Here is a 19287-nt window from a genome sequence, read left to right on the forward strand (position 1 = left end):
CTGCCTGGCCCCGTTCTCAGCTCCCCGCCGTCGCGCCCGCCTCGTCGTTGGCCGGCGGCGTGGCACTCTTCACCAGCGGCGTATCGTAGCTGCTCGCCTCGTAGCTCACGCAATGGCGGATCTGCGGCGGACCGTCGCCGGCATGCAGGGCGGTGACGTTGTCGATGACGATCTTGTCGGCCAGGGTCATGCGGTCGAGCATGCGCAGGTGCTGGATCCAGTTGTCCACCAGGAACAGTTCCTGCCAGACCTCCGGGTTGCTCACGTCGCGGAACAGCGACCAGCGCTCCGCGCCGTTGCGCAGGCGCAGGCGGCGCAGCGGCTGGGCGGCGCGAACGAAGTCGCGGGTGCGCTCGGCGGGAATCCGGTATTCGATGGAGACCAGCACCATGCCCCGCCGCGTGTTGAAGACGAAGCTCGGCTGCCCGGGCATGCTCGCCGGCGCGCGGGAAATACTGGCGGCGTCCATTTCCGGCAGGCGCGAGTTGTACAGGAGGATCACCGAGGCCAGCAGCAGGCAGCCGGCGGCCAGCAGCGCGCCGTGCACGGTCATGGTCTCGGCGAGATGGCCCCAGAGGAACGAACCCAGCGCCAGGCCACCGTACAGCGCGGTCTGGTACAGCGCCAGGGCGCGCGCCTTGATCCAGTCGGGGACGAGGATCTGCACCGCCGAGTTGTAGGTGGCGAGGGCGCCGATCCAGCAGCCGCCACCGAGGATCAGCACCGGGAACAGGACCCAGAGGTTGTCCACCAGGCCGAGGGTCAGCAGGATCAGCGCCAGGGTGAAGCCGGCCAGGCTGATCAGCCGGCTGCTGCCGATCCGCTGGCGCAGACGCGAGACCTGGGTGCTGCCGAGGATCGCGCCGAGGCCGAGGGCGCCGAGCATGTAGCCGTAGATCGCCGCGTCGCCGTCCGGGTTGCGGTGCGCCAGCAGCGGCAGCAGGGCCCAGACCGCGCTGGCGGAGAGGCCGAAGGCGAAGGAGCGCATCATCACCAGGCGGGTGACGGTTGAGTACTGGGTGAAGCGCAGCGCCGCGGTGACGCCTTCGAGGATGCCTTCCGGCGGCAGGCTGCGCTTGGGCACGTCGCGCCGCCACTGCCAGATCGCCCAGATCAGGGCCATGTAGCAGAAGCTGTTGAACAGGAACACCCAGGCCGGTCCCACCGCGCTCAGCAGCAGGCCGCCGAGGGCCGGGCCGGCGGCGCGGGCGACGTTGTAGTTGACGCTGTTGAGCAGCACCGCGTCGCTGACCATGCGCGCCGGCACCTGCTCGTTGACCGCCGCCTGCCAGGCCGGGATGGTCACCGAGCCGCCGAGGGAGATCCAGAGGATGGAGATGATCAGCAGCACCGGGTCGAGGTAGCCGAGGAAGGCCAGCAGGGTGGCGAACATCGCTCCGGTCATCTCGAAGCTGAGCCCCCAGAGCATGATCTTGCGCCGGTCGTGGTTGTCGGCGATGACCCCGGAGAGGATCGACAGCAGCACCAGCGGCAGTGCCGCGGCGACCTGGATCATCGCCACCATCAGCGGGCTGGCGTGGGCGTCGGTGACCACCCAGGCGGCGGCCACCGACTGGGCCCAGGTGCCGAGGTTGGCGAACAGGTTGCAGATCCAGATGATGCGGAAGGCCTGGATCGAGAACGGCGCCCAGGTGCCGGTGCGTTCTGGCTTGGCCGCTTGGCCTTCGGGTTTGAGGGGCAGGTCGTGCTTGGGCGAAACGGACTGGAGCATCAGATGGGTGCCTTGTATCAGCGTGCCTGATGTCGGGAAAGTCTAGCCGCCTGGCGCCTGGGCGCCATTGATGGCGGTCATGGGGCCGGCCCGGCGTGGATAGACATTGGTCCGATGGCGCTATCGGAGAGTTCCGATGTCCAGGCAGGACAGTGCCCTGGGTGTCCCGCATTGGTAGGCTTGCCGGCACCGAGTCGAGACAAGAGCGAAAAGCCGATGAAGTTGCTGTTGCGTTGCCTGCTGCTGGGGGCGTGGGTCGTCTCGCCGAGCCTGTGGGCCTGGTCCAACCATACGGTGGGCAGCTACCTGGCATTGCGCGAGCTGGCGGCCATCCGCGAGGCGCCGGAAGTCGAGGTGGAGCCGCTGGAGGCGTTCCTCGCCGCCGAGCGCGGCGGACTGGCCGCCCTGCTGGACGAGCAGGAAGCCTACGCCCGAGCGCATATCGGCAACTACCCGGCGCGTCCGGACGCCCTGCGCTTCGCTGCCGAGGGCGAGGCCGGCGACTTGCGTCAGGCGTTCCTCGCGGCGCTGCGGGTCAACCCGGAGATCCGCCTGGCGCTGGCGCTCCAGCCGCTTCCCGGGCAGGACCAGCCGCAGCGCCCGCACCTCAAGCCACAGGAGGTGCTGGTGTTCCAGAACCTCTCGCCGTGGACCGCCTGGCGTTTCATCCGCCTGGAGCCCGGCGAGCGAGTCGCGCCCCTGGCAGTGCTGGCCACCGCCGCCGACGAACCGGACTACGGCCACGACATCAACCTGTTCAGCGACAACCCCGGCGAAGCCGGCCAGCGCTACGGCTTCGGCACCCAGCCATTCGGCGACCCGCGCTTCGAGTTCAGCTCCCAGGCGCCGTTCCACATGGGCTTCTATCACGAGGCGGCGGTGATCTACAGCGGCGCGCCGTTCCTCGCCCGGGCCTGGCCGGAATGGCGTGCCTACCAGTACTTCGGCCTGTCCCGCTTCGCCTTCGCCAACGGTCATCCTTACTGGGGCTACCGGTTCCTTGGCTGGGGCATGCACTACATCCAGGACATCACCCAGCCCTACCACTCCACGCCGCTGCCCGGTGCCAGCCTGGCGGCGATGCTACAGATGGAGGGCAAGGCATTGCTCGGCTACCCGGAGGAAAAGCAGGCGGCCATCGAGCGTGTCGCGAACCGCCATACCGCGGTGGAGAAATACCAGTTCGACTGGCTGCGCCAACTGCTCCGCGACGGCCGCCCGCAGCCGATGCTCGACGCCTACGCCGACACCCGCCGCGACGGTGCCTATCCGGCCTATTCGCCGACCTACTTGCGCGAGGTGGTGGCCGCCGAGTCGAACGCCCACGCCGCGGCCTTCGACGCCGCCATCGGCGAATGGCTGGCCGCCCGCCCGGCCTCCGCCGCGCAGGACTTCAGCGAGAGCAACCAGCCACGCCCTGAGGCCCACGACAATGCGGCGCTGAACGCGCAACTGATCGAGCTGATCGGGCATTTCGGCGCGCATAGCCGGAACATCGTCAGGGCGGCGTTGGAGACGGAGGAGGGTGGGGCGAAGGAGTGAGGGGGCGGCGGATAAGCGGCGGATAACCGCGAGCGGTTATTCGCCCTACGGAGCGGGGACGCTGTCCGGCGTTTCCGGGGTGTGTAGGGCGAATAACGCCATGGGCGTTATCCGCCGATGTCGCGGATGAGCGGCGGATGACCGCGAGCGGTTATTCGCCCTACGGAGCGGGGGCGCAGTCCGGCTTTTTCGGGGTGTGTAGGGCGAATAACGCCATGGGCGTTATCCGCCGATGTCGCGGATGAGCGGCGGATGACCGCTAGCGGTTATTCGCCCTACGGAGCGGGGGCGCAGTCCGGCGGTTCCGGGGTGTGCAGGGCGAATAACGCCATGGGCGTTATCCGCCGATGTCGCGGATGAGTGGCGGATAACCGCGAGCGGTTATTCGCCCTACGGAGCTGGGGCGCAGTCCGGCGTTTCCGGGGTGTGTAGGGCGAATAACGCCATGGGCGTTATCCGCCGATGTCGCGGATGAGCGGCGGATGACCGCGAGCGGTTATTCGCCCTACGGAGCGGGGGCGCAGTCCGGCGGTTCCGGGGTGTGCAGGGCGAATAACGCCATGGGCGTTATCCGCCGATGTCGCGGATGAGCGGCGGATGACCGCGAGCGGCTATTCGCCCTGCGGAGCTGGGGCGCAGTCCGGCGTTTCCGGGGTGTGCAGGGCGGCGAACCCGCCCCGCCAGGCGGGGCGATGCCGAGACTCAGTCGCGCAACAGCTCCGCAGGCACCTCGCTGCGCAACATCAACTGGCACTGCTGGCTCTCCGGGTCGAACAGGATCACCGCCTCGCCCCGCCGCAAGGCATGCCGGGCGCGTTCTACACGCACGTCCAGCGGGGTCTCGTCGCCATTGTCGGTGCCTTCGCGGGTGACGAAGTCTTCCAGCAGGTTGTTCAGGGTGTCGGCTTCGAGCAGGTCGTGGGGGATCAGCATGGCGGTACTCCGGTATGGCGGCGAATGCTAGCGCGACGCATCGCGCACTGTCATGCCTGTCGCGAAGGCTGGCCGAGCAGGCGTTCGAGGGTGGCATAGAGTTCCGCCCGGTCTACCGGCTTGCCGAGGTAGGCGTCCATGCCGGCCTCGATTCCGGCCCGGCGGTGTTCGTCGAGGATGTGCGCGGTCAGGGCGACGATCGGTACGCGTGGCCAGCCCTGGGCACGCTCCTCCCGGCGGATCAGGCGGGTCGCCTCGAAGCCGTCCATTTCCGGCATCTCGCCATCCATCAGGATCAACTGGATGCCGTTCGGATCGCGCAGGTACTCGTCCAGCGCGAGCCGTCCGTTGCCGGCCAGGCGCACCGCGTAGCCGCGCTTGGCGAGGAAGCCGCGCACCACCAGCTGGTTCACCGGGTTGTCCTCGGCGACCAGGATGCATGGGGCGTCCAGGCGTTCGTCCGGGGCCGCCTCGCTGCTCCGCCCTGGCTGTCGGCGCCGCTCCCGGTACAGTTCCAGCAGGGCTTCGCGCAGGGCCTTCACCGCCACCGGCTGGGCCAGGGCCAGCAGGCGCAGGCCTTCGTGCGGCGGCAGGTCCTGGCAGTGCTGCGGCGGGCATAGCAGGAGGATGCGCTGGCCTTGCTCCAGTTGCGCATAGAGGGTGTCCAGCCAGATCGACGGCGGCCCCGGCCAGGGCGCCGCCAGGACCAGCAGGGGCGGTGCGCTGAAGTCCTCCAGGTAGGCGTTCAGCCGTCTCGGCTGCAGGCAGCGTTCGACCCGCAGTCCCCAACGCTCCAGCAATGCCTGCAGGCAGTCCAGGGTCAGGTTGTCCTCGCTGGCCAGCAGGGCCGGGCGGTGTTGCAGCAGTTGCGCCAGTTCGTCCGCTTCGCCGGCGTCGAGGGCGGGGCTGAGCGGCAGGTCGACGCTGAACCGGGTGCCCTTGCCCGGCTCGCTGCTCACCTCGATGCGCCCGCCCATCATCTGCACCAGCTCGCGGCTGATCGCCAGGCCCAGGCCGCTGCCGCCGTAGCGGCGGGTGGTGCTGGAGTCGGCCTGGGAGAAGGATTCGAACAGGGTCTTCTGCGCCTGGGCGGATATCCCGATGCCGCTGTCGCTGACGCTGTACAGCAGGCGCTCGTGTCCGCCCTCGTCGAAGCGCCGCTGCACGCGCACGGCGACATGGCCTTCGGCGGTGAACTTGAGGGCATTGCTGAGCAGGTTCATCAGTACCTGGCGCAACCGCGTCGGGTCGCCGTTGAGGCGGCGCGGCACGCCCCTGTCCAGGCCGAGATGCAGGCGCAGGCGTTTTTCCACGGCCTGGGCGCTGAACAGCGCCAGGGTGTCGGAGAGCAGTTCCTCCAGGTCGAAGTCGATGCGCTCCAGGTGCAGCTTGCCGGACTCGATGCGAGCGTAGTCGAGGATATCGTTGATCACCGACATCAGCGCGCTGCCGGAGCTGGCGATGGTCTCCACGTAGGCCGCCTGGCCGCGGTCCAGCGGGGTGTCGCGGAGCAGTTGCAGCATGCCCAGCACGCCGTTCAGCGGGGTGCGAATCTCATGGCTCATCTTCGCCAGGAAGCGGCTCTTCGCCTCGTTCTCCACCCGCGCCTGCTCGGCCGCCTGGCGCGAGCGGAAGCCTTCCTCCTTGAGCGCATTGATGCGGTCGGCGAGGCCGATGGACAGGGTCACCAGTTCCACGGTCATGCCGATCTTGACCACGCTGCTGCCGAACAGGCCGAACAGTTCGAAGCCCAGCGAGGCGGCGGTGGTGACCAGGAACGACAGCAGCAGCGCGCCCCAGGCCAGGATGTAGTAGAGGCCGTAGCGCAGGCCCTGGCGCCAGACGTGGACGCCGGCCAGCAGCAGGCTGAGGGAGACCAGCATCACCGTCAGGCTGGCGAGGACGTTCCAGGCGCGCAGCCCCACCAGCGGCTCGCTGGCCAACAGGACCACGCAGGCCAGCAGCAGGCCGCGGAGGAAGCGGTCGAGGCGCGGGAAGTCGCGGCGGGTGTAGAGGTAGCCGCGGCTGAACTGGATCGACACCAGGCAGCTCAGGTACATCAGCAGGTAGATGCCGGCCGACTCCAGCGCCACGTGTCCGGGCAGCAGCTTGAACAGCAGGCCGTCGAAGCTGGCGGAAAACAGGCCGAGGCTGAGGTTGTACAGCAGGTACCAGGCATAGGTGGCCTCGCGTAGCGAGACGAAGAGGAACAGGTTGTAGCAGAACAACCCGAACAGCACCCCGTAGAAGGCCCCGTTGAAGCCCATCAGGGTTTCCTGGCTGGCCGCGCTGGCCGCGTAGGTGCTGAAGTACAGCGGCACGTAGACGGTGCTGGTGCTCTGCACGCGCAGCAGCAGGGTGCTCTCGCCGGGCGGCAGTCGCAGCGGGAACCAGAAGTTGCGCACTTGCACCGGGCGCTGGGAGAAGGCGAACAGGTCGCCGCTCTCCTGCTGTTCGATGCGCCCATCGGCGGTCAGCAGATAGACCTTGAGGTCGTCCAGCAGCGGGTAGTTGATCTCCAGGAAACCGGCCAGGTCGGTGCCGTTGCGGTTGTCCAGGCGCACCCTGAACCACCAGGCTGCGGCGTTCTTGCCGAAGTTCGCGTGGTCGCCGCGCAGGGCGGCGAAGGCCTGCGCCGGCAAGGCGAGGATGTCGCCCAGGCGCGCCTTGCCGCCGGCGTCGCGGTAGTACTCGGCGTATGCGCCCAGGGACAGGCGCAGGTCCTCTCCGTCCAGCGGCGCGGGCGGCTGCGCCCGGGCCGGCAGCGCGCAGCAGAGCAACAGCAGGACCAGGCAGAGTCGGGACATGCAACTACTCCATGGACACGAGTCGGCACGCATGATGCTACGGAGGAAACGAGACAGGCGAGGGAACCTGCCATCAGCCTAGCAGTTGGCTGGAGAGGAGGGCGGCCTCCCCGGGGGCGGGGAGGCCGGCGCGGGTTCAGTCCTTGTCGCTGTTGTTGCTGCTGTCGAGCACTTCGTCCACCGGCGGGACGTGGGTGCAGCTTTCCATGTGCACCGGATGCTCGAGCTGCTTGTTGAAGCGTTCCAGCGAGGTTTCCCGGGGCTTGGCGTCGCTGGCGAAGACCGGCGGGCTGAGGATGTAGGCGGTGAGCAGGCGGCTCAGCGCGGCGAGACTGTCGATGTGCGTGCGCTCGTAGCCGTGGGTGGCGTCGCAGCCGAACGCCAGCAGCGCGGCGCGGGTGTCGTGGCCGGCGGCGATCGCCGACTGCGCGTCGCTGTGGTAGTAGCGGAACAGGTCGCGGCGCAGGGCGATGTCGTGGCGCTCGCCGAGCCGCAGCAGGTGCCGCGACAGATGGAAGTCGTAGGGCCCGCCGGAGTCCTGCATGGCCACGCTGACGCTGTGCTCGTTGGAATTCTGGCCTTCGGCCACCGGGGCGATGTCGATGCCGACGAACTCGCTGACGTCCCAGGGCAGGGCGCCGGCGGCGCCGGAGCCGACTTCCTCGGTGATGGTGAACAGCGGGTGGCAGTCGATCGGCGGCTCCTGGCCGCTTTCCTTGACCGCCTTCAGCGCCGCCAGCAGCGCCGCGACCCCGGCCTTGTCGTCCAGGTGGCGGGCGCTGATATGGCCGCTCTCGGTGAACTCCGGCAGCGGATCGAAGGCCACGTAGTCACCCACCGAGATGCCCAGTCTCTCGCTGTCGGCGCGACTGGCGGTATAGGCGTCGAGACGCAGCTCGATGTTGTCCCAACTGATCTTCAGGTTGTCCACCTCGGTATTGAAGGCGTGGCCCGAAGCCAGCAGCGGCAGCACGCTGCCACGGAACACGCCCTGTTCGGTGAACACCGTGACCCGGCTACCCTCGGCGAAGCGGCTCGACCAGCAGCCTACCGGGGCCAGGCCGAGGCGGCCGTTGGGCTTGATCTCGCGGACCAGCGCGCCGATCGTGTCGAGGTGCGCGGAAACCGCCCGGTCGGGGGTATTCAGGCGGCCCTGGAGGGTCGCCCGGATGGTTCCCCGGCGAGTCATCTCGAAGGGCACGCCAAGTTCGTCGAGCTGCTCGGCGACATAGCGCACGATGGTATCGGTGAAGCCGGTGGGGCTGGGGATGGCGAGCATCTCCAGCAGCACCCGTTGCAGGTAGTTGAGGTCCGGTTGTGGCAGAGGGGTCATGAAGGCACCTCGCGGCTGAGGGGGAAGAGAAGATCGACGAAGCGTTCGGCGGTCGGCTGCGGCTCGTGGTTGGCCAGGCCGGCGCGCTCGTTGGCTTCGATGATCACGTAGTGGGGCTGGTCGGCGGCCTCGACCAGGAAGTCCAGGCCCACCACCGGTATTTCCAGGGCCCGCGCGGCCTGGATCGCGGCCTCGCGGAGGGCCGGATGGAGGGCGTCGGTGACGTCCTCGAGGATGCCGCCGGTGTGCAGGTTGGCGGTGCGTCGCACGGCCAGGTGTTCGCCGCTGGGCAGCACGTCGTCGTAGCCATAGCCGGCGGCCCGCAGGGTGCGCTCGGTCTCGTGGTCGAGCGGGATGCGGCTTTCCCCGCCGGTGGCGGCCTGGCGCCGGCGGCTCTGCGCCTCGATCAGCTCGCGGATGCTGTGCCGGCCGTCGCCGATCACCGCGGCGGGACGACGGATGGCGGCGGCCACCACCTCGTAGCCAATCACCAGCACGCGCAGGTCGTGGCCGGCGTGGTAGCTCTCCAGCAGCACGCGCGAATCGAAATGGCGGGCGGCCTCGATGGCCTCCTCGACCTCTTCCGCGGTGCGCAGGTCCACCGCCACGCCCTGGCCCTGCTCGCCGTCCACCGGCTTGACCACCAGCGAACCGTGCTCGGCGAGGAACGCGGCGTTTTCCTCCGCGCTGCCGGCCAGGCGCTGCTGTGGCTGGCGCAGGCCGGCGTGCTGCAGGGCGCGGTGGGTGAGGACCTTGTCCTGGCAGAGGGTCATGCTTACCGCCGTGGTCAGGTCGGAGAGCGATTCACGGCAGCGGATCTGCCGGCCGCCCTGGGTCAGGGTGAACAGGCCGCCCTCGGCGTCGTCGACGCGCACCTCGATGCCGCGCCGGTGGGCTTCGTCGACGATGATCCGGGCGTAGGGGTTGAGGTCTTCCTCCGGGCCGGGGCCGAGGAACAGCGACTGGTTGATGCCGTTCTTGCGCTTGATGGTGAAGGTCGCCAGTTCGCGGAAGCCGAGCTTGCGGTAGAGCGCCTTGGCCTGCTGGTTGTTGTGCAGCACCGAGAGGTCGAGGTAAGCCAGTTCGCGGCTCATGAAGTGCTCGACCAGGTGCCGTACCAGCGCCTCGCCGACGCCCGGCCGGCTGCATTGCGGGTCCACCGCCAGGCACCAGAGGCTGGAGCCGCCCTCCGGATCCTGGAACGCCTTGGCGTGGTTGAGGCCCATCACCGTGCCTACCGCGACGCCAGTGTCGGCGTCCTCGGCCAGCCAGTAGATCGGCCCGCCCTGGTGGCGCGGGCTGAGGCGCTCGGTCTGCACCGGAAGCATGCCGCGCGCCAGGTACAGGCGGTTGATCGCCGCCCAGTCCTCCTCGGTATGCACCCGGCGGATGCGGAAACCGCGTGGCGGACGGCGCGCCGGGCGGTAGTCGGTGAACCACAGGCGCAGGGTATCCGAGGGATCGAGGAAGAGCTGCTGCGGGGCGTGGGCCAGGACCTGCTGCGGCGCCGCCACGTAGAGCGCGATGTCGCGTTCGCCGGGGGCTTCCTGCAACAGGTCGCGGGCCAGTTCCTCGGCGTCCGGGTAGGTCTGCCCGATCAGCAGGCGGCCCCAGCCGCAGTGGATGCTCAGCGGTTTCTCGGTGGGCTCGCTGTGATCTTCGGCGAGACGCGCCTGGAGGCGTTCGTAGGTGGGCGCCTGGATACGTTGCAGGCGCTGGTTGTGCGGGTGAGGCAGATGCAAGTGGCCTTTCATGATCGCTCCTGGTTCGGGCCCCTGCGTTGGGGGCCCATTTTCAAAGTCCCTGTTCGCTGAGCCAGAGGTTGAGGGCGGCCAGCTGCCACAGCTTGGAGCCGCGCAGCGGTGTGAGGTCGCCGTTCGGATCGCTCAGCAGGCGATCGAATATCGCCGGCTGGAACAGGCCGCGGTCCTGGCTCGGGTCGAGCAGCAGTTCGCGTACCCATTCGCGGGTGCGGCCCTGCAAGTGCTTGAGGCCGGGCACCGGGAAGTAGCCCTTGGGCCGGTCGATGACTTCACTGGGAATCACCTTGCGCGCGGCACCCTTGAGCACCTGCTTGCCGCCGTCGCCGAGCTTGAAGCGGGCGGGAATGCGCGCCGACAGCTCGGCCAGGCGGTAGTCGAGGAACGGCACGCGGGCTTCCAGGCCCCAGGCCATGGTCATGTTGTCGACCCGCTTGACCGGGTCGTCGACCAGCATGATCGTGCTATCCAGGCGCAGCGCCTTATCCACCGCGGCCTCGGCGCCGGGGCTGGCGAAGTGGTCGCGGACGAAGCGCCCGGCGACGTCCTCGACGCGGAAGCGCTCGCCGACGGTGGCCAGGTATTCCTCGTGGTCGCGGTCGAAGAACGCCGCGCGGTACGCGGCGAAGGCGTCGTCGGCGCCATCCACCTTCGGATACCAGTGGTAGCCGGCGAACAGCTCGTCGGCGCCCTGGCCGCTCTGCACCACCTTGCAGTGCTTCGAGACTTCCCGCGCGAGCAGGTAGAAGGCGATGCAGTCGTGGCTGACCATCGGCTCGCTCATGGCGCGGAAGGCCGCCGGCAACTGCTCGATCACTTCGTGCTCGCCGATGCGCAGGCGATGGTGGCGGGTGTGATAGCGCTCGGCGATCAGGTCGGAATACTGGAACTCGTCGCCGCGCTCGCCGCCGGCATCCTCGAAGCCGATGGAGAAGGTCAGCAGGTTGTCCACCCCGGCTTCGTGCAGCAGGCCCACCAGCAGGCTCGAATCGACCCCGCCGGAGAGCAGCACGCCGACCTCGCGGGCGGCGCGCTGGCGGATCGCCACTGCTTCGCGGAGGCCGTCGAGGACGCGCTCCTGCCAGTCGTCGAGCGTCAGCTCGCGCTCGTCCGGGCGTGGGCCGTAGTCCAGCGTCCACCAGGTGCGCTGCTCGCAGCTGCCGTCGAGGTCGACGCTCATCCAGGTCGCCGGCGGCAGCTTCTTCACGCCCTCCAGCAAGGTGTGCGGGGCGGGAACCACGGCGTGGAAGTTGAGGTAGAAATTCAGCGCCTGCGGATCGAGGTCGCTGGCGATGTCGCCGCCCTTGAGCAGGGCCGGCAGGCTCGAGGCGAAGCGTAGGCGCGAGCGGTCGAGGCTGTAGTAGAGCGGCTTGATGCCGAGTCGGTCACGGGCCAGGAACAGCCGCTGGCGATCGCGCTCCCAGACGGCGAAGGCGAACATCCCATTGAGCCGGGGCAATAAATCGGCGCCCCAGGCATGGTACCCCTTCAAGAGAACTTCGGTGTCGCCGCCGGAGAAGAACCGATAGCCAAGGCTTTCCAGTTCGCCACGCAGTTCGGGGTAGTTGTAGATGGCGCCATTGAACACCATGGCCAGGCCGAGATCGGGATCGATCATCGGTTGGCCGGAAGCTTCCGCCAGGTCCATGATCTTCAGCCGTCGATGTCCGAGGGCGATCGGACCCTGGGCGTGGAAGCCCCAGGCGTCGGGGCCGCGAGGGGCCAGGTGGTGGGTGATGCGTTCGACCGCTGCGAGGTCGGCTGCCTGGTTGTCGAAACGAAACTCTCCTGATATGCCGCACATATTCCTTACCGGTTCTCCGTTGGGGAAGTGGGTTGCGTACCCCTTCCGGGTACATGACTTACCTAACAGAGGACCGTTACAGTTGGAAGGAGTTCTATACGAATTTTCCGGGCCTATCAGGACCCTTAACGAAGAATTTATTATGGTTGAAAGTAATAAGACCGCTGCCGATACCTATTCGCTCGCTATTTTCCGCGCCATCCGCCGTCTCCAGCAGGCCGCCGAAATCCACTCCAAGCGTCTCAGCCGATACGGTGGCCTGACCCCGCTGCAATTGCTGATCCTGCATGTCCTGGCGGTGGAGGGAGAACTGACCGCGACGCAACTGGCCAAGCTGGTCAGCCTGTCCCAGGCATCGCTCTCCGGCGTGCTCGACCGCCTCGAAGGACGCGGCCTGCTCTATCGTCGGCGCGACGAACAGGACCGGCGCAAGTCCTGGCTGCACCTCGACCCGGCCGGCCACGAAGCCCTGGCGGAGGCGCCGCCGCTATTGCCGGAGTACGTGATCGAGCGCTTCGCCGCGTTGCCCGAGTGGGAGCGCCACGGCCTGCTGGCCGCGCTGCTGCGCGCGGCCGACCTGTTCGGCTTGCCGGAAGAGGACGTCGAAGAAGAGTGAGGGCGCCAGGTTCGCTACGAAAGACAGTCGCGTCGGCGGTCTTTACCTGGCGAACCTGCCGATGCCTGGTGGACAAGCGCGTTGTACGCCATGGCGTGACCTTCGCGTAGGGCGCATAACGCCGCTTCCCCGGTGCCCCGGCCGCCGAGGAAAGCTACCCGCCGTAGAGCTTCTGCGCCGCCAGGGAGAAGCTCACCGCCACCAGCATCAGCGCGAACAGGCGTTGCAGGGTCGGGCCGCCGAGGCGCTGCGCCAGCAGGTTGCCGCCGAGCACGCCGACCGCGCCGCCGGCGGCGAGGCCGCCGAGCAGCGGCAGCGGCGGGTGGGCGCCGGTCAGGTAGATCAGGAAGCCGCCGCCGGAGACCAGCGCGATCACCGCCATCGAGGTGGCGGTGGCGGCCATCATCGACAGCGGGGTGAACCAGAGTAGCCCCGGCACCACCAGGAAGCCGCCGCCCACGCCCATCAATCCCGACAGCAAGCCGACCGCCAGGCCGATGCCGAGCAGCGGCAGGCTCCGTGCCTGGTCGCTGGCCTCGCGTTTCATCCCGGCGCCGCGCCACATGCGCCAGGCCGACCAGAGCACCAGCAGGCAGAAGGCGACGATCAGCACGCCTTCCGGGACGAAGCGGCCGAGCCATTGGCCGACGGCGTTGCTCGGCAGGCCGGCCAGCGCCAGGACCAGCACCGGCCGCCAGGCCACCTGGCCCTGGCGCGCGCGCGGAATGGCGCCAATCAGCGCCGACAGGGCGACCGCGCCGAGGCTCACGCCGATGGCGTCGCGCAGCGGCAGGTGCAGGCTGAGCAGCAGGGGCAGGGCGACCAGCGAGCCGCCGGCGCCGGTGAGGCCGAGCAGCAGGCCGAGAACGGCGCCGATGCCCAGGGATTCGAAGAGCAGTACATCCATCGTCGATCAACTGTTTCCGCGGGTGAGCCAGCCGGTGGTCCGGTATGGCCTGCGCGTGCGGCAGGCCCGAAGGGTAGCGCAAATCGGTGCGCCCGGGGCTTCAGCCGCGCTGCCCGCGCACCAGGTCGCGCAGCAGGAAGCGGTTCGGGTGGCAGGCCTCGGCCACCGCGCGCGGCAGCGGCAGCGGCTCGCCGCAGATCCACGCCGCCAGCAGTTCGCCGGACAGCGGCGCGCTGATCAGCCCGCGCGAGCCGTGGCCGCTGTTCAGGTACAGGCCTGGCAGCCAGGGGCAGGCACGCTCCGGCACCTGGCGGGCGTCGCGGGCGAGCACCGCGTAGGCCTCGTCGAAGGCCGCGCGCTCGGCCAGCGGGCCTACCAGGGGCAGGTAGTCGGGGCTGGTGCAGCGGAATGCCGCGCGGCCTTCCAGGCGCTCCAGCGGCAGGTCGTCGGCGCCCAGGCGCTGCAACAGGTCGGGGGATATTTCCCGCAGCAGTTCGAGGTTGCCCTGGTGTTCGGCGAGGGTCGGCGCCAGGTCTTCGCTCTTGAAGTCGAAGCTGGCGCCGAGGGTGTGTTCGTCGCCACGCGGCGGTGCGACGTAGCCCTCGGCGCAGACCACGGTGCGCAGCGCCCGGCTTTGCGGGGTGGCCGGCAGGCGGGTGACCTGCCCGCGAATGCGCTTCAGCGGCAGCTCGGCGGCGGGCGGGAAGTCGCGGATGTCGGCGGCGGTGGCGAGGATCGCGAGTGGCGCGCGGGCCAGGCATTCGTCGCCGGCGTAGGCGCACCAGTCGTCGCCCTCGCGGCGCAAGCGTACTGCCCGGCCGCTCAGCAGGGTGATCCCGGGGGTGGCGGCCAGGGCCTGGCACAGCGCGGGCGGATGGACCCAGCCGGCTTCGGGATAGAACAGGCCGCCGGCGGGCAGGGCGACGCCGGCGAGGCGCTCGGCCTGCTCGCGCTCCAGGCCGTGCAGCAGGTCGGCGGGGAAGGCTGCGGCCAGTTGCGCCTGGCGTTGCGCTTCCTTGGCGTCGAAGGCCAGTTGCAGTACGCCGCAGGCATCCCAGTCGTGGCCGCGCCGCAGGCGTTCGAGCAGCCGGCGGGTATGGCCGAAGCCGCTGAGCACCAGGCGCGACAGCGGCGTGCCGTGGGCCGAGAGTTTCAGGTAGAGCACGCCCTGGGGGTTGCCCGAGGCTTCCCGGGCGAGGCCGGGATGGCGTTCGATCAGGGTCACCTGCCAGCCGCGCGCGGCGAGGCTGGCGGCGCTGGCGCAGCCGGCCAGGCCGCCGCCGACCACCAGTGCCGCGCGGCGCCCGGCGTGGGGCGCGGGGCGTGCGTACCAGGGCTTGCCGGCGTTCGCCGGCGGCCCCTGGTAGGTGCCGCTGAGCATCTCGCGCTTCTGTCCGTAGCCCGGTACCCGTTGCATGGCGAAACCGGCCTCGATCAGCCCTCGGCGAACGAAACCGGCGCTGGTGAAAGTGCCCAGGGTCGCCTGCGGCGCCGACAGTCGCGCCAGTTCGGCGAACAGTACGGGCGACCACATGTCCGGGTTCTTCGCCGGGGCGAAGCCATCGAGGAACCAGGCGTCGACCCGCGCGTCGAGCTGCGGCAGGCACTCCAGGGCATCGCCCAGCAGCAGGGTCAGGCCGACCCTTCCGCCCGCGAACGCCAGGCGCTGGAAGCCCGGGTGCACGGCAAGGTACTGGCCCAGCAGGGCCTCGCTCCAGGGCGCCAGTTCCGGCCATAGCGCCAGGGCGCGGCGCAGGTCGGCGGCGGCGAGGGGGAATTTCTCCACGCTGACGAACTCCAGGCGCGCGCCGGCCGGCGCGACCCGCTCGAACAGCTGCCAGGCGCAGAGGAAGTTCAGTCCGGTGCCGAAGCCGGTCTCGCCGATGCACAGCACCTCGCCGTCGCCCAGCGCGGCGAAGCGCTCGGCCAGGCGGTTGGTGGCGAGGAACACATGGCGCGTCTCGTTGAGCCCGGAATGCCGGGAAAAATATACGTCGCCGAAGGCGCGGGATAGCGGCTGGCCGTTTTCGTCCCAGTCGAGCTGGGCATGCTGGAAGTCGGACATGGCAGAACCTGAAAAAGCGGATGGCGCATTTTACGGGGCTTTGCCGGCCAGCGGCGAGGCGCTGCGCGAACATGCCGCGGCGCCGCGCAGACAGCCGCACGCCGATCCGCTACCTTGAAGGACTCAGGTTAAGGGAGACCTCCATGTTCGAATCCGCGGAAGTTGGCCACAGCATCGACAAGGACACCTACGAGAAGGCCGTCATCGAGTTGCGCGAAGCGCTGCTCGAGGCGCAGTTCGAGCTCAAGCAGCAGGCGCGCTTCCCGGTGATCATCCTGATCAACGGCATCGAGGGCGCCGGCAAGGGGGAGACGGTCAAGCTCCTCAACGAATGGATGGACCCGCGCCTGATCGAAGTGCAGAGCTTCCTCCGTCCCTCCGACGAGGAACTGGAGCGGCCGCCGCAGTGGCGCTTCTGGCGGCGCCTGCCGCCCAAGGGGCGGACCGGTATCTTCTTCGGCAACTGGTACAGCCAGATGCTCTACGCGCGGGTCGAGGGGCATATCAAGGAGGCCAAGCTGGATCAGGCCATCGATGCCGCCGAACGCTTCGAGCGCATGCTCTGCGACGAAGGCGCGCTGCTCTTCAAGTTCTGGTTCCACCTCTCCAAGAAACAGCTCAAGGAACGCCTCAAGGCGCTGGAAAAGGACCCGCAGCACAGCTGGAAGCTCAGTCCGCTGGACTGGAAGCAGAGCGAGGTCTACGACCGCTTCGTGCATTACGGCGAGCGCGTGCTGCGCCGCACCAGCCGGGACTACGCGCCCTGGTACGTGGTGGAAGGCGTGGACGAGCGCTACCGCGCCCTGACCGTCGGTCGCATCCTCCTCGAAGGGTTGCAGGCCGCGCTGGCCACCAAGGAGCGCGCCAAGCGCCAGCCGCACGCCGCGCCGCTGGTGTCGAGCCTGGACAACCGCGGCCTGCTGGACTCCCTGGACCTGGGCCAGTACCTGGACAAGGACGCCTACAAGGAGCAGCTCGCCGCCGAGCAGGCCCGCCTGGCCGGGCTGATCCGCGACAAGCGCTTCCGCCAGCATTCGCTGGTCGCGGTGTTCGAGGGCAACGACGCGGCCGGCAAGGGCGGCGCCATCCGCCGTGTCACCGACGCGCTGGACCCGCGCCAGTACCATATCGTGCCGATCGCCGCGCCGACCGAAGAGGAGCGTGCGCAGCCCTATCTCTGGCGCTTCTGGCGGCACATTCCGGCGCGTCGCCAGTTCACCATCTTCGACCGTTCCTGGTACGGCCGCGTGCTGGTGGAGCGCATCGAGGGCTTCTGCGCACCGGCCGACTGGCTACGCGCCTATGGCGAGATCAATGACTTCGAGGAGCAGCTCAGCGAGTACGGGATCATCGTGGTGAAGTTCTGGCTGGCGATCGACAAGCAGACCCAGATGGAGCGCTTCAAGGAACGCGAGAAAACCCCCTACAAGCGCTACAAGATCACCGAGGAAGACTGGCGCAACCGCGACAAGTGGGACCAGTACGTGGACGCGGTGGGCGATATGGTCGACCGTACCAGCACCGAGATCGCGCCCTGGACCCTGGTCGAAGCCAACGACAAGCGCTTCGCCCGGGTCAAGGTGCTGCGCACCATCAACGACGCCATCGAAGCGGCGTACAAGAAGGACAAGTGAGGCCCGCCGGAATGCGGCGCCGTCCTCTCCAGGGGATGGCGACGCATACGCCGGATGAATGATCGGTGCCTCGCGCGATTGCCTCGCCTTATCCTCGCTCGATCCGGCCGCTGCCCCGGCGGCCGACCGACAATAACAGCGAGGGTACCCCCATGCGTGAAGTGGTGATCGTCGACAGCGTCCGGACCGGCCTGGCCAAGTCCTTCCGCGGCAAGTTCAACCTGACCCGGCCGGACGACATGGCCGCCCACTGCGTCGACGCGCTGCTGGCGCGCAACGACCTCGACCCGCTGCTGGTGGATGACTGCATCGTTGGCGCCGGCTCCAACGAAGGCGCCCAGGGTCACAACATCGGGCGCAACGTGGCGGTGCTCTCCGGCCTCGGCATCCAGGTGCCGGGGATGACCCTCAACCGCTACTGTTCCTCCGGCCTGCAGGCGATCGCCATCGCCGCCAACCAGATCGCTTCCGGTTGCAGCGAGGTGATCGTCGCCGGCGGCGTCGAGTCGATCACCCTGACCCTGAAGAGCGTCAACACCGACCACCTGGTGAACCCGCTGCTGCAAAGGGAGGTGCCGGGCATCTACTACCCCATGGGGCAGACCGCCGAGATCGTCGCCCGTCGCTACGGCATCACCCGCGAGGCCCAGGACGCCTACGCCCTGCAGAGCCAGCAGCGGATGGCGCGAGCCCAGGCGGACGGGCTGTTCGCCGACGAGATCGTGCCGATGACCACCCGCTACGCGGTGGAGGACAAGGCCAGCGGCGAGAAGCAGGTGCTCGACGGAGTGGTCGACCGCGACGACTGCAACCGCCCGGACACCACCCTCGAAGGCCTGGCCTCGCTGAAGCCGGCGTTCGCCGAGGACGGTTCGGTCACCGCCGGCAACGCCTCGCAACTCTCCGACGGCGCCTCGATGACCCTGCTGATGAGCCTGGAGAAAGCGCTGGCGCTGGGCCTGGAGCCGAAGGCCTTCTTCCGTGGCTTCACCGTGGCCGGCTGCGAGCCGGACGAAATGGGCATCGGTCCGGTGTTCTCGGTGCCGAAGCTGCTCAAGGCGAAGGGGCTGAAGATCGCCGACGTCGATCTCTGGGAACTCAACGAAGCCTTCGCCTCGCAGTGCCTGTACTGCCGCGACCGGCTGGAGATCGACAACGAGAAGTACAACGTCAATGGCGGCTCCATCGCCATCGGCCACCCGTTCGGCATGACCGGCTCGCGCCAGGTCGGTCATCTGGTCCGCGAACTGCACCGGCGCAACCTGCGCTACGGCGTGGTGACCATGTGCGTCGGCGGCGGCATGGGCGCCAGCGGGCTGTTCGAAGCCGTACGCTGAGCCCGTGCGCGACGGCGGGCCCCGCAGGTCGGGGCTCGCCTCATGGGTTTTATTTACATGACGCTCCGTGCCATCCCCGGCGACTCGCGCTAGGCTAGGCGCCTTTTTCCTTGCATAGGGATGTAGCGATGTCCACCGAGCCCAACTCGCCGTTCGTCGACGACCCGCTGAGCGCCGTCGATGCACGGGTTCTCGGCAGCCTCGTCGAGAAGCAGGCGACCACCCCGGAAACCTATCCGCTGACCCTCAATGCCCTGGTCCTCGCCTGCAACCAGAAGACCAGCCGCGATCCGGTGATGAACCTCACGCCCGGCCAGGTCGGCCAGAGCCTGCGCCAGCTCGAGGGGCGCGGCCTGGTCAGGCTGGTGATGGGCAGCCGCGCCGACCGCTGGGAGCACACCCTGGGCAAGGGCCTGGAATTGGTGGCGCCACAGGTGGCGCTGCTCGGCCTGCTGTTCCTGCGTGGTCCGCAGACCCTCAACGAACTGCTCACCCGCAGCAACCGCCTGCACGATTTCGACGACGTCGAGCAGATCCGCCACCACCTGGAACGCCTCGCCGGCCGTGGCCTGGCCGTGCACCTGGAGCGTCGCGCCGGGCAGCGCGAGGAGCGCTACATGCACCTGCTCGGCAGCCAGGCCGACCTCGAGGCCGCCGTGGAGGCGATGGGCAGCGACCCGGAACGCGCCGCGCCGGCCGCTCTGTCGGCCGATGCGGAAGCGCGGATCGCCGAGCTGGAGACGCGCCTGGCGGCGCTGGAGGAGCGCCTGGCCAGGCTCGAAGGAGGGGCGTGATATCGGGGGAGGGCGCAATCGGT

Annotated in this window: 14 protein-coding genes; 6 read left to right on the forward strand and 8 right to left on the reverse strand. The window is 68.9% G+C overall.

What is annotated here, in order from left to right; all coding sequences use genetic code 11:
• Positions 1 to 16 precede the first annotated feature (16 nt).
• Positions 17 to 1732, reverse strand: a complete 1716-nt coding sequence (locus ACYAF3_RS18865; protein WP_003103747.1) for an MFS transporter — start codon at positions 1730 to 1732, stop codon at positions 17 to 19.
• A 216-nt stretch (positions 1733 to 1948) separates the two neighbouring features.
• Between ACYAF3_RS18865 and ACYAF3_RS18870 the strand changes: the two genes are divergently transcribed.
• Positions 1949 to 3274 carry a phospholipase C/P1 nuclease family protein gene (locus ACYAF3_RS18870; RefSeq protein ID WP_003103745.1) on the forward strand — a complete coding sequence of 442 codons (1326 nt, stop codon included), beginning with the start codon at positions 1949 to 1951 and terminating at the stop codon, positions 3272 to 3274.
• Between the two features lie 702 nt (positions 3275 to 3976).
• On the opposite strand, the gene ACYAF3_RS18875 is transcribed toward ACYAF3_RS18870, so the two are convergent.
• The 5 genes from ACYAF3_RS18875 to ACYAF3_RS18895 all read right to left on the reverse strand — a co-directional run bounded on the left by ACYAF3_RS18875 (position 3977) and on the right by ACYAF3_RS18895 (position 11911).
• Positions 3977 to 4207 (reverse strand): YheU family protein, encoded by a 231-nt coding sequence (locus ACYAF3_RS18875; RefSeq protein WP_003091959.1) that lies wholly within the window; start codon positions 4205 to 4207, stop codon positions 3977 to 3979.
• Positions 4208 to 4257: 50 nt separating this feature from the next.
• Positions 4258 to 7014 (reverse strand): hybrid sensor histidine kinase/response regulator, encoded by a 2757-nt coding sequence (locus ACYAF3_RS18880; protein ID WP_003106637.1) that lies wholly within the window; start codon positions 7012 to 7014, stop codon positions 4258 to 4260.
• Positions 7015 to 7150: 136 nt separating this feature from the next.
• The gene (locus ACYAF3_RS18885) at positions 7151 to 8347 is read right to left on the reverse strand and encodes an osmoprotectant NAGGN system M42 family peptidase (RefSeq protein ID WP_105579100.1); all 1197 of its coding nucleotides are present in this window, start codon (positions 8345 to 8347) and stop codon (positions 7151 to 7153) included.
• A complete protein-coding gene (ngg, locus tag ACYAF3_RS18890) occupies positions 8344 to 10101 on the reverse strand; it encodes an N-acetylglutaminylglutamine synthetase (protein ID WP_047105437.1) in 1758 nt (585 codons plus the stop codon). Before ngg ends, ACYAF3_RS18885 begins: the two co-directional genes overlap by 4 nt.
• Before the next feature lie 40 nt (positions 10102 to 10141).
• Complete coding sequence (locus ACYAF3_RS18895) at positions 10142 to 11911, reverse strand: N-acetylglutaminylglutamine amidotransferase (protein WP_003119567.1); 1770 nt, start codon at positions 11909 to 11911, stop codon at positions 10142 to 10144.
• Positions 11912 to 12053: 142 nt separating this feature from the next.
• On the opposite strand from ACYAF3_RS18895, the gene ACYAF3_RS18900 reads away from it, so the two are divergent.
• Positions 12054 to 12527: a MarR family winged helix-turn-helix transcriptional regulator gene (locus ACYAF3_RS18900; RefSeq protein WP_003091943.1), complete on the forward strand. Its 474-nt coding sequence runs from the start codon at positions 12054 to 12056 to the stop codon at positions 12525 to 12527.
• A gap of 154 nt (positions 12528 to 12681) precedes the next feature.
• Here ACYAF3_RS18900 and ACYAF3_RS18905 read toward each other — a convergent pair whose 3' ends face one another.
• Positions 12682 to 13434: a sulfite exporter TauE/SafE family protein gene (locus ACYAF3_RS18905; protein WP_003117537.1), complete on the reverse strand. Its 753-nt coding sequence runs from the start codon at positions 13432 to 13434 to the stop codon at positions 12682 to 12684.
• Positions 13435 to 13534: 100 nt separating this feature from the next.
• Positions 13535 to 15499, reverse strand: coding sequence for a bifunctional tRNA (5-methylaminomethyl-2-thiouridine)(34)-methyltransferase MnmC2/FAD-dependent 5-carboxymethylaminomethyl-2-thiouridine(34) oxidoreductase MnmC1 (gene mnmC, locus ACYAF3_RS18910; RefSeq protein ID WP_003158307.1), 1965 nt, complete (start codon positions 15497 to 15499; stop codon positions 13535 to 13537).
• On the opposite strand from mnmC, the gene ACYAF3_RS18915 reads away from it, so the two are divergent.
• From ACYAF3_RS18915 to ACYAF3_RS18930, 4 genes are all read left to right on the forward strand, one after another.
• The gene (locus ACYAF3_RS18915; protein WP_003091936.1) at positions 15498 to 15617 is read left to right on the forward strand and encodes a hypothetical protein; all 120 of its coding nucleotides are present in this window, start codon (positions 15498 to 15500) and stop codon (positions 15615 to 15617) included. The two genes, mnmC and ACYAF3_RS18915, sit on opposite strands and share 2 nt — an antisense overlap.
• A 25-nt stretch (positions 15618 to 15642) precedes the next feature.
• Entirely contained in the window at positions 15643 to 17133 is a 1491-nt protein-coding gene (gene pap / locus ACYAF3_RS18920) for a polyphosphate:AMP phosphotransferase (RefSeq protein WP_003102298.1), read from the forward strand.
• 152 nt (positions 17134 to 17285) lie between these two features.
• On the forward strand, positions 17286 to 18470 hold the full coding sequence (locus ACYAF3_RS18925; RefSeq protein ID WP_003114496.1) for a thiolase family protein: 1185 nt from the start codon (positions 17286 to 17288) through the stop codon (positions 18468 to 18470).
• Between the two features lie 128 nt (positions 18471 to 18598).
• Positions 18599 to 19264, forward strand: a complete 666-nt coding sequence (locus ACYAF3_RS18930; protein WP_016852589.1) for a YceH family protein — start codon at positions 18599 to 18601, stop codon at positions 19262 to 19264.
• The last annotated feature ends 23 nt before the right edge of the window (positions 19265 to 19287 follow it).

It is taken from the genome of Pseudomonas sp. TZ252 (assembly GCF_056110345.1).